General features: G+C 66.8%; 10 protein-coding genes. 3 read left to right on the top strand and 7 right to left on the bottom strand.

Going from position 1 to position 14,965, the window contains the following annotated elements:
* Positions 1 to 234: 234 nt before the first annotated feature.
* The gene (gene aceB / locus FY251_RS10085; protein WP_148414596.1) at positions 235 to 1,545 is read left to right on the top strand and encodes a malate synthase AceB; all 1,311 of its coding nucleotides are present in this window, start codon (positions 235 to 237) and stop codon (positions 1,543 to 1,545) included.
* 85 nt (positions 1,546 to 1,630) lie between these two features.
* On the opposite strand, the gene FY251_RS10080 is transcribed toward aceB, so the two are convergent.
* Both FY251_RS10080 and FY251_RS10075 read right to left on the bottom strand, forming a co-directional pair.
* A complete protein-coding gene (locus FY251_RS10080; protein WP_148414595.1) occupies positions 1,631 to 2,395 on the bottom strand; it encodes an IclR family transcriptional regulator in 765 nt (254 codons plus the stop codon).
* Between the two features lie 252 nt (positions 2,396 to 2,647).
* Positions 2,648 to 3,529, bottom strand: coding sequence for a GAF domain-containing protein (locus FY251_RS10075; RefSeq protein WP_148414594.1), 882 nt, complete (start codon positions 3,527 to 3,529; stop codon positions 2,648 to 2,650).
* Positions 3,530 to 3,683: 154 nt separating this feature from the next.
* Here FY251_RS10075 and FY251_RS10070 point away from each other — a divergent pair, with 154 nt between their 5' ends.
* Positions 3,684 to 6,710: an FAD-binding and (Fe-S)-binding domain-containing protein gene (locus tag FY251_RS10070; protein WP_148414593.1), complete on the top strand. Its 3,027-nt coding sequence runs from the start codon at positions 3,684 to 3,686 to the stop codon at positions 6,708 to 6,710.
* 193 nt (positions 6,711 to 6,903) lie between these two features.
* Positions 6,904 to 7,509, top strand: coding sequence for a YqaA family protein (locus FY251_RS10065; RefSeq protein WP_148414592.1), 606 nt, complete (start codon positions 6,904 to 6,906; stop codon positions 7,507 to 7,509).
* An 11-nt stretch (positions 7,510 to 7,520) separates the two neighbouring features.
* Here the strand turns inward: FY251_RS10065 and FY251_RS10060 are convergent, their stop codons facing one another.
* The 5 genes from FY251_RS10060 to FY251_RS10035 form a co-directional block, all read right to left on the bottom strand.
* Positions 7,521 to 9,179: a multicopper oxidase family protein gene (locus tag FY251_RS10060; protein WP_148414773.1), complete on the bottom strand. Its 1,659-nt coding sequence runs from the start codon at positions 9,177 to 9,179 to the stop codon at positions 7,521 to 7,523.
* A 245-nt stretch (positions 9,180 to 9,424) separates the two neighbouring features.
* The gene (locus tag FY251_RS10055; RefSeq protein ID WP_187367384.1) at positions 9,425 to 11,803 is read right to left on the bottom strand and encodes a PGF-CTERM sorting domain-containing protein; all 2,379 of its coding nucleotides are present in this window, start codon (positions 11,801 to 11,803) and stop codon (positions 9,425 to 9,427) included.
* 328 nt (positions 11,804 to 12,131) lie between these two features.
* Positions 12,132 to 12,983, bottom strand: coding sequence for a sugar phosphate isomerase/epimerase (locus tag FY251_RS10045; RefSeq protein ID WP_148414591.1), 852 nt, complete (start codon positions 12,981 to 12,983; stop codon positions 12,132 to 12,134).
* A 95-nt stretch (positions 12,984 to 13,078) separates the two neighbouring features.
* Positions 13,079 to 14,041: a UbiA family prenyltransferase gene (locus FY251_RS10040; protein ID WP_148414590.1), complete on the bottom strand. Its 963-nt coding sequence runs from the start codon at positions 14,039 to 14,041 to the stop codon at positions 13,079 to 13,081.
* A 45-nt stretch (positions 14,042 to 14,086) separates the two neighbouring features.
* Positions 14,087 to 14,962, bottom strand: coding sequence for a sugar phosphate isomerase/epimerase (locus FY251_RS10035; protein ID WP_148414589.1), 876 nt, complete (start codon positions 14,960 to 14,962; stop codon positions 14,087 to 14,089).
* Positions 14,963 to 14,965: the final 3 nt, after the last annotated feature.

Raw genomic sequence — 14,965 nt, 5'->3', positions numbered from 1 at the left:
GAATTGGATTTAACACTCCATATCTGTATAATGTGAACACATAGCATTGTAGCCATTTACATAATGTAAGATGATGACTGTCTGATGTGCAGCGCGAACGACGGGCCGCCTGTCGGGTGCGATCGTCGGAGGAGCCTCGGGAGCCCATTCCCCGCCGGGGCGTCGAACCGCGAGTTCCGATTGGGCGAGTCTAAATGTTTAATATGTTTCGCAAGAGACGTTTCGACTGTCGACATGAGTAGCGACAGAAACTACGAGCGAGAGTTCGTACGCACGTTCTTCACCTCGCCGACCGCGGTCGGCGGCGAGAACTCGGCGAAGATGTTGCAGAGCGCGGCACAACTGCGGGGGATGCAGGCCCCCGACACGTGGATTCCGGACAACGAGGACGCCACGGCACCCTCGATGCGCGACGAGGGCGTCCAGAACCTCGTCGAGGTCGTCTCCGAGCACGGCGCGGAGTTCCCCGGCGAGATTCACCCCCGCGTCGTGTGGCACCGCGACGACCCCACGACCCGGTACGAGGGCTTCAAGCAGATGCTCGAAATCACCGACCCCGAGAACGGGGCGGTCGAGCACATCGACGGCTTCGTCATCCCCGAGGTCGGCGACCTCGACGACTGGAAGAAGGCCGACGAGTTCCTCACCGTCATCGAGAACGAACACGGCCTCGACGAGGGAAGCCTGTCGATGTCGGTCATCATCGAGAGCGGGGAGGCCGAACTCGCGATGAGCGACCTCCGCGCGGAGAAGGGTAAGCCGTCCAACAACCTCGAACGGCTGTTCCTTCTGGTCGACGGGCAGGTCGACTACACGAAGGACATGCGCGCCATGACGCCGACCGGCGAGCTTCCGGCGTGGGCCGAACTCCGGCACAACACCTCTCGCGGCGCGAGCGCCGCCGACTGCATCGCCGTCGACGGTCCGTACGACGACATCCGCGACGTGGAGGGCTACCGCGAGCGCATGGTCGAGAACCGCGCCATGGGAATGACGGGTATCTGGGCGCTCACGCCCGGACAGGTCGTCACCGCCAACGAGGCACCCCTGCCGCCGAAGACCGGCAGTTGGCTCCTCGAACTCGACGACGACGAAATCGAACTCGACGACGAGGACGGCCGTCAGGTGTACGACGGCGACGAACTCTCGCTCGAACGGGTCGGCGACGACAGCTACGTGCTCCGCGTCGACGGCGAAGAACTGGAGTGCGACGGCGAGGAACTCCACGAGGAACTCCTCGACCTGACCACCTACGTCCCGAGCATGGACGACATCGTCGACTCGATGGAGGAGTTCGAGGCGGCCAAGGAGGCCGGCAAGGGCGCGATTGCGATGACACAAGCGACGACGCTGGTCATCGATGACGTTGAGGTCGACATCGCCAAGGACCGCATGTGGGACGAGGCGACGTATCAGGCCGCGATGACGCCGGTCGCCCTGTTCCAAGACGTGTACGAGCACCGTCCGGACCAACACGACGCGCTCGAAGAGATGTACGGCGCGGACATCGTCGAGCGCGCGATGGCAGTCGGGACAGACGACTAACGCAGCCAGCCGGTCAGCCAGACACGCACAACCAACCCGCGTCTGTCCTTTTGGCGTCCGACGTCCCCGAAACGAGGGTGTCCGCCTACGAGAGCTCCGCTTCTAACGACTCGACCGCGCTCAGCAGTTCGTCGGCGAACTCGCGTTCGAGCCGCGTCATGTCAACCTGATACTTCGGCCCGCCGACGCTGAGTCCGCCGACGATGCGCCCGTCGCCGTCGTGGACCGGCGCGCCGACGGCGATGAGATTCGGCGCGAACTCCTCGTCGACGACGGCGTACTCCTGGGTGGCGATGTCGTCCAGCGCGTCGAACAGTTGGTCGGGGCTCGTAATCGTCCCCTCGGACTCCCTCGGCAGCCCCCAGTAGTCGATAATCGACTCGACCTCGTCGCGGTCCAGTTCCGCGAGGATGGCCTTCCCCGCGGCCGTGTTGTGCAGGTGATACTCCGACCGGTAGCGGATGCCGTTCGCGTCCCGCCCCTCGTCGGTCGACGAGCCGTAGCACATGAGCAGCCGACCGTGTTCGAAGACGGTGAAGTTCGCCTCTTGACCGGTCGCGCGGGCCAGTTCGTCGACGACGCGTTCGACGACCTCGTCGCTCGGATACCGGTGTCTCGCACGCTCGCCCAACAGCGCCACCCGGAAGCTGACGTGGTAGACGCCGTCGCGTTTGACCAGATACCGACTCTCCAAGAGCGTGTTGAGGTGGCTGCAGATAGAACTCTTCGAACTGTCGACCATGGAGTCCAGCTCGGCGAGCGTGAGACCGTCGTGTTCGAGAATGAGGCTGAGAATCTCCAACGAGGCCTGGGTCGTCTTGAGCCGTCGCCCGGTCACGTTCTCGATCATACATCGACTATTATCATGATGGTTGATAACTGTTGCCATAATGTAAATCAACTGAACTGGCCAGCAAGCCCCGCTAATTCGGGCATGTTTCTCTACAGCCCCTTCGGGAACAAACGCAACACCGCGACGAACGCGGACGCCGAGAAGATTCAGGCGGCCGGTCCGGTCGTAGTGAATCGAGGCGCGTCTCCGTCGTCGCGTTTCAATGGTGCGAGCGCGTTCGGTGTCCCGTCGCGACTGCTCGTTCGCGCGTCAAATCGCCCGCGACCGTTTCACCCAACCGATGCGCGTGATGGCCTCCGCGCCGAGTTGTCCGAGGAGGCTCGCGGCTTCGAGGTCGTGTTCCTCGAACGCGTTGACGACCACGTCGCCGGCGCTGAGAACGCCGTGGCTCCCGATGGGGACGTACAGCCCCGACCGGAGCGAGCCCCGACTGTGGTCGTCTTCGGTGTGCTCGTGGTTCGCGTGGATGACCGGTTCGCCCGTCCGGTACGTCCGCGCGGCCGGCGTGTCCTCGCTGACCGAGTAGTTCGGGCGGTCGCCGGCGCGTTCCAGACACTCTTCGGTCGCCTCGATAGTCTGGAGCATGCTCCGGTTCTCGTCGACCAATCGGACGGTCGTATTGACGAGACCGAGGACGTTCTTCGCCGCGTCGGCCAGAATCTCCGCGACCTCCGCCTTCGAACTCGCGTTCCGTAGCTCCTGACTCGTCCGCCGGAGAATCTCGATGCGCTGTTCCTGCCGCTTCGTGTCGGTCACGTCCTGTACGACGCCGTGGAGGGTGACCGTCCGACCGTCTTCGACCAGCGGTTCGCACGCCAGCCGTATCGACCGCTCGGTCGTTCGCTCGCTCGCGTACTGCACGTCGAGAGAGAAGGACTCGCCGCGTTCGATAGCGTCGGCGAGGCGGCCCATCACGCCGTCGCGGTCGGCCTCGGCGTACTGGTCGACGACGTCCGAGACGGTCGGCGTCGCCGACGCGTCGAACCCGTGTATCCGCTTTGCCTCGTCGCTCCACCACAGTTCGTCGCTCGACACGTCGTACGTCCACACGCCGATGCCGGTCAGTCGCTGGAGGCTGGCGAGTAGTTGGTCGACCTCCGTTTCGGACGCTGTCGGGACAGCGCGTGCCACGTCAGTTTGGTTCCAGTTCGGTGACCTGACCATGAATGCGGTTACGTACCGAGGACGTGAATATAAATCCCCACCTCGGTCGTCGCGGGCGGTTCGGGGGACGAGAACGCGTCGCAACACCAGAGGATTTAATCCGTGCGTATGTGTACCATTGATGATGGCAGTCGAAGACATTCTCGACTCCCCTCGGGGAGGAGAGACATCGGCGACGACGCTAGACTTGGACCGGCCGGACGTGGCGGCGTACTCCGCGTTGGCGTCGGAGTTACGGGGCCGCGTCGACGGTGACGTGAAGTTCGACGAGTACGCGCAGGTGCTGTACGCGACCGACGGCAGCATCTATCAGGCGCGACCCGCGGGAGTCGTCGTGCCGAAGGACGCCGACGACGTGCGCGCCGCCGTCGAGACGGCGACGAGCCACGGCGTCCCCGTTCTGCCACGCGGAACGGGCTCCTCGCTGGGCGGCCAGACCGTCGGCCGGGGGTGCGTCGTCATCGATTTCACGAAGTACATGGACGATATCGTAGATATCGACCCGGAGGCGAGACGCGCGACCGTCCAACCGGGGTGCGTCCAAGACCATCTCGACGCCGCGCTCGCCGACCACGGACTGAAGTTCGCGCCGGACCCCGCCTCGTCGAACCGCTCGACCGTCGGCGGCGGTATCGGCAACAACTCCACGGGCGCGCACTCGGTCCGATACGGCATCACTGACGCCTACACCGAGGAGTTAGAGGTGATTCTGTCCGACGGGTCTCGGATTCACACCCGCGAGGTCGTCCTCGACGGCGACGAGTACGATTCGATTCTCGCCCAAGACGACTTGGAGGCGGACATCTACCGGACGGTTCGGGGCCTCGTCGAGAACCACGAGTCAGAAATAGAGAACAAGTATCCGTCGCTCAAGCGCTCGGTGTCGGGGTACAACCTCCAGAAGGTCATCTACGAGAACGACGACGGCGAGGAGGTCATCAACCTCTCGAAGCTGTTCGTCGGCGCGGAGGGCACCCTCGGCGTCATCGTCGAGGCCACCGTCTCGCTCGTCACCAAACCGGACGAGACGGCGCTCGCGCTGTACTGCTTCGACGACCTCGTCGAGGCGATGGAGGCCGTTCCCGAAGCCCTCGAATTCCCCGTCAGCGCCGTCGAACTCATGGACGACGAGGTGTTCCGCCTCGCCCGCGAGTCTGAGGGCTACGCCGAGTACGCCGAACCCATCCCGGAGGGGGCGAAGGCGGCGCTGATGCTGGAGTGGGACGACGAACTCGTCGACGACTTCGAGGCGGCGGTCGCCGACACGAACGCCCACTTCGTCGATGCCGGCGCGGCGTTCGACGTGCTCGAAGCCTACTCCGAGGAGAGCCAGGGGCGACTGTGGAAGCTCCGCAAGGCGGCGATTCCGCTGTTGATGAGCCTCGAAGGCGACCCGAAGCCCTACCCGTTCATCGAGGACGCGACCGTCCCGCCCGAGGAACTCGCGGAGTACGTCCAGAAGTTCGAGGACGTGCTGGAGGACCACGGGACCTCCGCCGCGTACTTCGCCCACGCCGGGTCGGGGACGCTTCACATCCGTCCCATTCTGAATCTCAAAGAGAACGAGGGCATCGAGAAGATGCACTCCATCACCGACGACGTGACCGACCTCGTCGTCGAACACCACGGGGCCTTTTCGGGCGAGCACGGCGACGGGATGGCCCGGACCGAGTTCAACCCGAAGATGTACGGGCCCGAACTCTGGGGCGCGTTCAAGGAGCTGAAGACGGCGTTCGACCCCGACTGGGTGTTCAACCCCGGCAACGTCGTCTACCGAGATGGACCCTCGGACCCCGGACCGGACAGCGACCGCGGCGTCGGCGCGGACATGCGCGAGAACCTCCGGTACGGTCCGGACTACCAGTCCGTCGAGCCCCAGACCGACCTCGACTTCTCCGACGAGGGGGGGTTCTCGCACCTCGTCGAACTCTGTAACGGTTGCGGCACCTGCCGACAGACCGACTCGAACACCATGTGCCCGACCTACCGCGCGTCGAAGGAGGAAGTCCAGACGACTCGCGGGCGCGCGAACATGCTCCGGGCCGCCATCTCGGGCGAACTCCCCGAGGACGAACTGTACTCCGAACGCTTCCAGACCGAGGTGCTGGACCTCTGTGTCGGCTGTAAGGGCTGTCAGAGCGACTGCCCGACCGGCGTCGACATGGCGAAGCTGAAGTCCGAGGTGAAACACCAGTACCACCAAAAGGAGGGCACCGGCCTCCGCTCGCGGGTGTTCGGCAACATCGACACGCTGTCCGAACTCGGAAGCAAACTGGCCCCGCTTTCGAACGTCGCCGCGGAGCTACCGGGGAGCCGCCTCCTGATGGAGAAGGTCCTCGGCATCGCCAGCGAGCGCGAACTGCCGACGTTCAGCAGCGAGTCGCTGGAAGAGTGGTTCGAGGCCCGCGGCGGGTCGTCGGTGTCGCCCGCCGACGCCCGGGGGAAGGTGCTTCTGTTCCCCGACACCTACACCAACTACAACTACCCCGAACCCGGCAAGGCCGCCGTCGAGGTCCTCGAAGCCGCGAACGTCCACGTGCGGATTCCGAGCGACCTCGAACCGAGCGGTCGCGCCGCGTTCTCGATGGGGATGCTCGACACGGCCCGCGACCGGGCACGACACAACGTCGGGCGGCTCCGCCCCTACGTCGACGACGGCTGGTCGGTCGTCTTCGTCGAGCCCTCCGACGCGGTGATGTTCCAAGACGAGTATCTCGACCTCCTCGACGGGACGGCCGTCGAACTCGTCTCGGGGTCGGCTTACGGCATCATGGAGTACCTCGACGTCGTTCGCGCCGACGACCACCTCGACTTCGACGCCCCCGCCGAGACGCTGACGTATCACGGCCACTGCAACCAGAAGGCGACGAACAAGGACCACCACGCCGTGGGCGTCCTGCGTCGCTCCGGCTACGCCGTCGACCCGCTCGACTCCAGTTGCTGCGGGATGGCCGGGTCGTTCGGCTACGAGGAAGAGCACTACGAACTCTCGAAGGGAATCGGCGAAATCCTGTTCGGGCAGGTCGACGAGAGCCCCGGCGACGTCGTCACGGCACCCGGCGCGTCGTGTCGGTCTCAACTCGGCGACAGACCCGGCGAGTCCCGCCCGCCGCACCCCATCGAGAAGCTGGCCGACGCCCTCGACTGACCACGTCACCGACAGCCGATAGCCTGACGCACTCCCCCGCGAACCACAACGCCCGACGCGACTCACGAACCAGCACCGAACCCGCCGCTTTGCACCCGCGGCGACTCCTCGTTTCGAAGGCTCCCGCCCGCGGAGCCGAAGTTCACGACCGGCGATACTTATTACTGACAGCAGCGGGTGCGTAGAGACGACGATGCTAGACGTACTGGAGACTGTCGAATTATCGACCGCGTTTTTCGCCTCGTTCGGCGCGCCGGGACTGTTGCTCGTGGCGTTCCTCGAATTCTTCTTGCTGCCCGTCCCGCCGGACTTGGTGCTCGTTCCCCTTTCGGCGACGAACCCCGAATTCGCGCTCCTGTACGCGGTCGTCGCCACCGTCGGGTCGGTGTCGGCGGGGCTGGTCGGCTTCCTCATGGGGAAGAAGGGCGGCCGTCGCGCGCTGGACTCGCGGTTCGCGGGCGAGCGGATCCACAAGGTGGAGCGCTACTTCGAGCGTTCGGGGTTCGCGACGGTCGCGTTCGGGGCGTTCGCGCCGATTCCGGAGGGGTACGAACTGCTCTCTATCGGGTCGGGCGTGTTCGACCTCGACCTCCGGACGTACCTCGCGGCGTCGGTGCTCGGCCGCGGCGGGCGGTACACCATCGAGGCCATACTGGCGGTCTATCTCGGTGAAGCCGCCCGGTCGCTCACCGAGGTCGACGTGTACTCGATTATCGGCGTCGCCACCGCGGTCGTCCTCGTCGCGTACGCCGTGCGCAGTCGGTGGTTCTCGGAGCCGTCTGCGGACCCGATGCAGTAACTCGACGGCGCTCAGTCGGCGACCTCGTCGCCGCTCCGCCACTGGTCGATGACTTCGAGGAGGACCTCGGTTTCGAGGTCGTCGTTCCGCCAGTCGCCGACCGCGTCGGTCAGGCCCGTCGCGTCGACGACGTTCTCCTCGTTCGCGTAGGCCGCGATGGGGTTCTCGACGACGAACGGGATCATCATCTTGTTGTCCTCGTGTTCGAGCATGTGGCAGTGCCACGGGAACTGCCCGGTGTACCCCTCGAACGTGGCGATTATCCGCACGCGCTCGTTGGGGTCGACCCGGACGGTGTCCTTCGGCCCCAGTTCGTTCGGGTCCGGGGGTTGGGTCCCGTCGGGCCCGCGGCCGATGACCCGGAACGTGACGAGATGCAGGTGAATCGGGTGCCGCCCGCCCGACTCGTTCTGCAGTTCCCATATCTCGGTCGACCCGAGTTGCGGGTAGACCGGCGCGTCCTCGTCGCCGAAGACGTGGCCGTTCAGGGTGTTCGTGACGAGACCGTTTCTCACCTCGGTCCCGAGCGTCATCTCGCGGGTCACCCGCGCGTCGCTCTCGTCGTACGAGGTCGGCGTCGGAAGCGACAGGCTCGTCGGGTCGGCGCTCGCGTCTTCCGGCGGCGTCTCGGGGTTCGAAACGCGGAACTGCACGAGGTCGGTCAGTTCGGGCCCCATGTCCGCGCCGTTGGTGAGCGTGAGCGTCTCGCCCGCGTGGTCGGAGAAGTCGACGACGAGTTCGCCGCGCTCGAAGGGCGTGAGCAGGAGCGAGTCGAGGTCGCCGCTCGGCCCGACGGGCACGACGGATTCGAGGAAGCCGTGACCGGGCGCGAACTGATACATCGTCGGGACGCCCGACCCGCTTTCGTTCTCGAACTGGAGGTCGAACGACCGGTGGTTCGCGCCGTTCACGACGCGGAGGCGGTACCGCCGCGGTTCGACCTCGACGTACGGCCACACGGCCCCGTTGACGACGGCCGTGTCGCCGAGGAACGCCGAGACGAACTCCTCGGGGTAGTGCAGCGAGCCGTCGTCGTTGAACTCCTTGTCCTGCAACAGAAGCGGGATATCGTAGTCGCCCGACGGCAGACCGAGTTCCCGCTCGGCGTCGGTCGTAATCGAGTAGAGACCGAGGAGCCCGGCGTAGCCGTTGAGCCGGGTGATTCCCAGTGTGTGGTCGTGGTACGTCGAAGTCGTCCGCCCCTGTTCCATCGGCAGTTCCTGCCACTCCGATTCGAACCGCGGCCCCTCGACCCCGCCCGGCGAGGTCCACATGTCGGACTGCCCGTCGCTCGCGGGGGCGACTTCGAGGCCGTGGAAGTGGGTGACGGTCCGGACCTCCGGAACCGGGCCGTCGTAGCCGGCGTGGTTCTCCGACGTCGTGCCGCCGATTCGCTCGTCGACGGGAAAGAGGTGCTCGCTGGGGAGGCCGCTGTTGTCGAATCGGACGTGGACCGGACTCCCGGCGTCCGCCTCGATGGTCGGCCCGGGATACGACCCGTCGAACCCCCAGACCGTCGTCTCCGGCAGGTCCGGGTGGAGCTGTTGGGTGACCTCGGAGACCGATATCTCGTAGGCGTCCGCGCCGTCTCGCTGTCCGTCGGGCTCTCGAACCGACGGAACCGGGAGCGGTTGCACGAACTTCTCCAACGCCGGTGACGCCGCCGACACGTTCGTCGTCGTCTGCGGGAGCGTTCCGGCGATGCCGAGGGCTGCGCCTGTCTGTAGAAACCGCCGCCTAGACCATTCTGTCATGATGGACCCTGAACTACGACTTGGGAGTTATTATATTAAAACTTCTGAATGTCCGAGTCAGGCCCGAGAACGCGGTTCGAGAGGCTGGAGGACGCGTGGGTTGACGGAGTTCGAGGGGGAACGGAGAAGGTGCGGGGAGGGCCAGTCGTCTCGTCGTCCCGTTAGTTCGTTCGCCGGCGCGCGAGGAAGACCGAGCCGAGCACCAGCGCGACGAGCGCGACCGAGACACCGAACCCGGGAACGGGCGTGTCCGTCGTGGTCGTCACGGGCGTGTCCGTCTCGGGGGTCGCCGTCTCGGGCGCTCCGTCGCCCGAGTCGTCGTCCGACCCGTCGTCATCGCCGCCCGAGTCGTCGTCCGACCCGTCGTCACCATCACCCGAGTCGTCACCGCCGTCGTCACCGTTGTCGTCGTCGGTGTCCTCATCGTCGCCGTCGTCCGGGGAGTCAGTGGACTCGGGCGTGTCGGAACTCCCGTCGTCTGTGTCGTCGTCATCACCACTCTCGTCGTCGTCATCGTCATCGTCAGCTCCACCGCCGCCACCGCCGCCACCGCCGGCGACTCCGTCGGAACCGACTGTGAGCGACTCGACGCCGTCGACGTCCATCTCCGTGCCGTCGGCGTCGAACTGCGCGAACCCGTCGAGTTGGTACGAGGCGTCTTCGTTCACGTCCTCGCCGGCGGTCACGCGGTACTGGAGCGTGACGCTCTCTCGGTCGCCGTAGGTGGCGAACAGTTCGTCGTTGGCGTCGCGGACGCCGGAGAAGTCCGCGCCGTCGTCGTCGACGAGTTCGACCGACGCGAACGCGGGATTGAACTCCTCGACGAGCGTGAAGTTCGTCGTCTCGTTCCCGGTTATTTCGACCGAGACGACGGTCGATTCACCGGGTTCGAGCGTCGTGTCGTCTGCCGAGCGAGTGAGGTCCCAGTTGTCGTCGGACCCGCTTTGAACGTCGAGTTCGTCGGTGCCGCCAATCGTCAGCTCCGACCCGTTCACGTCGGTGAAGCCGTCGAACTGGTACGCCGTGGCGGCGCCCGCGTCGTCGCCCGCGGTCACCTCGTAGACGAGGGTGACGTTCTCGCGGTCGCCGTAGGTAGCGAACAACTCGTCGTTAGCGTCGCGGACGCCGGAGAAATCAGCCCCGTCGTCGTCGACGAGTTCGACCGACGCGAACGCGGGATTGAACTCCTCGATGATGGTGAAGTTCGTCGCCTCGTCCCGGTCGACCTCGACCCGTACCGTGGTCGATTCGCCGGGCGCGAGTGTTTCGTCATCGACCGACCGAACCGCGCCGGAGCCGTCGTCCGACGCCTGCACGCTGATTTCGCCGGACCCGCCGGTCGCGGACTGCGAGCCGTTCGCGTCCGCGAAGCCGTCGAACTCGTAGACCGTGCCGGCCGTCGCGTCGTTGTCGGCGGTCACCTCGTAGACGAGCGTGGCCAACTCCCGCTCTCCGTAGGTGGCGAACAGCTCGTCGTTGGCGTCGCGGACGCCGGAGAAGTCCGCGCCGTCGTCGTCGACTATCTCCACCGAGCCGAACGCCGGGCTGAACTCCTCGACGAGCGTGAAGTTCGTCGCCCGGTCGCGGTCGACGGCGACCCGAACCGTGGCGGACCCACCCGGTTCCAGCGTCGCGCGGTCGATGGATCGGGCGGCCGAGACATCGCCGTCGTCGCTCGCCTCTTGTACGTCGATTTCAGTAGTTCCGGCGGTCGGCGACTCCGAGCCGTTCACGTCGGCGAAGCCGTCGAACTCGTAGACCGTGCCGGCCGTCGCGTCGTTGTCGGCGGTCACCTCGTAGACGAGCGTGACGGCCTTCCGGTCGCCGTAGGTGGCGAACAGTTCGTCGTTGGCGTCACGGACGCCGGAGAAATCCGCGCCGTCGGCATCGACGATTTCGACCGAACCGAACGCCGGGCTGAACTCCTCGACGAGCGTGAAGTTCGCCGCCCGGTCCCGTTCGACGTTGACCCAGACGGTCGCCGACTCGCCCGGCGCGAGCGTCGCGTCGTCGACCGACCGAGTCACGCTCGACCCGCCGTCGGCCGAGACGCTGATCTCCCCGTCGCCGGTGGTCGTGGCTCGGGTGTCTTCGAGACCGAAGTCGCCGTAGCCGGTGAGCTCGTGGGTCGTCGCGCCCGCCGAGTCGGCGGCGGTCACGCGGTACTGGAGCGTGACGTTCTCTCGGTCGCCGTAGGTGGCGAACAGTTCGTCGTTGGCGTCGCGGACGCCGGAGAAGTCCGCGCCGTCGTCGTCGACGAGTTCGACCGACGCGAAGCCCGGACTCAGCGCTTCGACCACGGTGAAGTTCCCCCGCTCGGAGGCGTTTATCTCCACCGTGACGGTGGTGGACTCGCCCGGCGCGAGCGTCGCGTCGTCGACCGTCCGCACGAGGGTCCCGCCGTGAGCGTCCGCGGCGACCGGCGCGACAGCCGCGCCCAGTCCGAGCGAACCGACCACCAAGAGAACTGCCACCACGACGACCGGAAGCGCGTGCCGGAGCTCCGCCGACCGCCCCGGACGTGGAATGTCCGGCCTCATGATGAGCGGGCGGACTCGGATTGTGACGGCCGCTTCGGCTCGTCTCGGCGGGGCGGGGTCGCCGGCGGTGTCTGTTCGACTCGTCGGTCGGGAGACTGGCGTCTCGGGCGCGCGCTACCTCTGGATGCGGATAGCTCGCTCTCGCTGGAAAGCATGCAGTCAGCGTGTGAATCGAAAGCGCCATGCAAATAGTTAACGATTATCCCGGAACGGCTGCGGGTCGGGCGGACCGCGACGCCGCTCACGGGACGCCGCTCGTGGGAGTTCGAGTCCGCTCGGGCCGCTGTCCGGTGTCTCGAACCGCGAATTTGGGGCCGTATCCCGCTCGTCAGCGGGCGTATTCGACCAGTTCGTCTCGCGCGCGCCGGGCCGCCTCGTCGGGTTCGTCGGGGTAGGTGTACAGTTCGAACGTCGCGAAGCCGTCGTACCCGATGTCGTCGAGCGCGCCGAAGACGGGTTCGAAGTCGAGGTCGCCCTCGCCGGGGATGAGATGGTAGTGCTTTCCGCCGCGGCCGCCCTCGATGTCTTCGAGGTGGATGCCGGTGATGTGACCGGCGCACTGTCGGATGCTCTCGGCGGGGTCCTCGCCGCAGACGGCGGCGTGGCCGACGTCGAAGTTGACGCCGAGCGCGTCGCTCCCCACGTCGTCGATGAGCGTCAGCACCTCCTCGGTGCACTCGACGAGCAGTTCCGGTTCGAACTCGATACCGAGGTCGACGCCGACGCCTTCGGCGTAGTCGGTGAGTTCGTCGAGCGATTCGAGCAGGTAGTCGTAGGCCTCGCTCGGCGGCGTCCCGGGGAGCGCCGACCCGCTTGCGACGCACGCCGCGGGCGCGTCGACCAGCGCGGCGAAGTCGAGCGCGGCCTTCGTGTACTCGATTCGCCACCGGCGGTCCTCCTCGTCGCCCGAGATGATGGTCGGGTCGAAAAAGGCCGACGGCGGCGCGTCGTCGTAGTAGCCGCACGTCGTGTTCGCGTTGACGTTCGACACGGAGAGTCCGGTCTCGTCCAGCGCGCCCAAGACGCGCTCGCGGTCGGTCTCGTCGAAGTCGGCGAGGAACGCGTGCGGTTCGTCCGCCAGTATCTCGACCCCGTCGTAGCCGTGGTCGGCGATTCGTCGGATCGCCTCCGGCAGGTCGAAACGCGAGTACCCGTTCGTAGAGAAGGCTAACTGTACCATACGTCGTGGTACAGTCACACATGAATAATTGTTTTGGTACTGCCAACGTTCGAGACGGAGCGCGATGCCCCGCGTCGCCGACGCGCCGGGCCAGTTCACGACACGTCGAACGCCGTCGACAGGCCGACCGCCGGGACGACGAACGCCGCCACGACGACGCCCCACGCGGGACTCAGCAGTCCGGCGACCGCCGCGTTCAGCACGACGAGTCCGAGGACGCACGTGCCGACCGCGGGGCCGATAGTTCCCGGACGGGGGTCGGCGTAGGCGGCGAGGAGGTCGCGGCCGGTCCACGCCGCGAACCAGGCGAGGAGTCCGCCGGCCACGGCGAGCGTCGCGGGGTCGCGCGGGTCGATGCCGACCGTCGCGGCGGCCGCGACTACCGACCCGACCGCGAGTCCGACGCCGGCTATCCCGACCAGCGCCGCCCGCGAGTCGCCCGCGCCGGTCTCCCGCTCGGCCATGTACGTGACGCCGGCGATGTAGAGCGCGACGACGACCGGAACGAGGTACACCCACGCCGGGACCGTCGGGGCCGTCGGTGCGGAGGGTGACCCCGCGACGACCGCCATGCCGAGGGCGACGTTCGCACCCCGACAGCCACCCATCGCCGCGAAGCCGAGCGGCGTGTCCTTGAGCGCGCCGTCGTAGAGCGCGATGAACGAACCGAGGACGACGGCGACGAGGCCGGCGGTGGGTCCCCCGGCCACCGCGGCGACGACGACGCCGGCACAGAGGAGTGCGACGCCGAGATTTCTCGCTCGCGTGCGCGACACGTCACCCGACGGAATCGGGCGCTCCGGACGGTGCCGTGCGTCCTCGTCGGCGTCGGCGTAGTCGTTGAGCGTCGTACCGGCCGCGTACAGCAGCCCCGAGGCGAGCGCGACGCCGGCGAGCGACGAGAGCGGAACCGACGGGCGGCCGCCGCTGACCAGTACCGCCCCGAGGATAACGTCGGGCGGCGCGGTGAACAGGTTCGGGACGCGGACGAGTCTGGCGAGGCTCGAAAGCGAGCGTCGAAGGTCGCCGGTCGCGGGTGTGGCGTTCGTTCGATTCATCGTCGGTCAGTCGCCCGGACGGGGATTCGTCTCCGACTCGGGGGGTCAGGCCCAGCCATGGGCTTCGAGGTACTCCATCGCGGTTCGGGCCGTCTCCGCCGCGGTCTCTTGGTAGGGGTACAGTTCGACCGTGACGTAGCCGTCGTAGCCGGTCGCCTCGACCGCGTCGAGGAAGCCGTCGATGTCCATCGCCCCCTCCCCGAGTTGGGTGTGTTCGTGGGTGCGGTCGCCCGGGATGTCTTCGAGGTGGTAGTGCGGCGTGTGGGGCGCGAGCGTCTCCACCAGTTCGACCGGGTCCTCGCCGACCGAGTAGAAGTGTCCCGCGTCGAAGTTACAGCCGATTCGGGGCGAGTCGACTCGGTCGAGGAGGTCGAGGAAGTCCTCGGAGGTCTCGATGAGCAGGTGCGGTTCGGGTTCGACTAGCACGTCGACGCCGAGTTTCTCCGCGGCGTCGGCGACCTCGCGGAGGCCCCGGACGAACGCGTCGAGCGCGTCGGCCCGCGACATGCGCTCGGGGACGGGCCCGCCCGGCGGAACCGAGATGCTGTCCGAGCCGAGCGCGGCCGCGGTTGCGAGCGCGTTCTTCGTGTGCTCGACCCGCGCCTGTCGGTCCTCGGGGTCGAGCTCGACGAACGAGGGGTGGTGAAACGCCTCGGTATCGCGGTTGAACGTCGCCGCCCGACTCTCCGCGGAGGGCTCGACGGCGCTGAGCATGAACGCGTTGCAGTTGCTGACTTCGATACCGCAGTCGTCGAGGAGCGTCCGAGCGCGTTCGAGGTCGTCGCCGTCGGCCGTCCCCGGGAACAGGTGCGGGTCGTCGAGCAGGATTTCGACGCCGTCGTAGCCGGCGTCGGCTATCGCCTCGACCCCCTCGCTGAGGGTTCGCTGCCGGAACGCGTTCATCGAGAAGCCGAACTCCATCGG

The organism is Haloferax sp. KTX1 (genome assembly GCF_902410085.1).
In the GTDB taxonomy this organism is placed as follows: Archaea; Halobacteriota; Halobacteria; order Halobacteriales; family Haloferacaceae; genus Haloferax; species Haloferax massiliensis.
Note: the sequence above shows the minus strand (reverse complement) of the source record. Positions and strands in the feature narration are given on the sequence as shown.

Excerpts from the sequence above, each read along its gene's own strand:
- aceB (WP_148414596.1), top strand. The coding sequence starts at position 235 with ATGAGTAGCGACAGAAACTACGAGCGAGAGTTCGTACGCACGTTCTTC.
- FY251_RS10080 (WP_148414595.1), bottom strand. The coding sequence starts at position 2,395 with ATGATCGAGAACGTGACCGGGCGACGGCTCAAGACGACCCAGGCCTCG.
- FY251_RS10070 (WP_148414593.1), top strand. The coding sequence starts at position 3,684 with ATGATGGCAGTCGAAGACATTCTCGACTCCCCTCGGGGAGGAGAGACA.
- FY251_RS10065 (WP_148414592.1), top strand. The coding sequence starts at position 6,904 with ATGCTAGACGTACTGGAGACTGTCGAATTATCGACCGCGTTTTTCGCC.
- FY251_RS10055 (WP_187367384.1), bottom strand. The coding sequence starts at position 11,803 with ATGAGGCCGGACATTCCACGTCCGGGGCGGTCGGCGGAGCTCCGGCAC.
- FY251_RS10045 (WP_148414591.1), bottom strand. The coding sequence starts at position 12,983 with ATGGTACAGTTAGCCTTCTCTACGAACGGGTACTCGCGTTTCGACCTG.
- FY251_RS10040 (WP_148414590.1), bottom strand. The coding sequence starts at position 14,041 with ATGAATCGAACGAACGCCACACCCGCGACCGGCGACCTTCGACGCTCG.
- FY251_RS10035 (WP_148414589.1), bottom strand. The coding sequence starts at position 14,962 with ATGGAGTTCGGCTTCTCGATGAACGCGTTCCGGCAGCGAACCCTCAGC.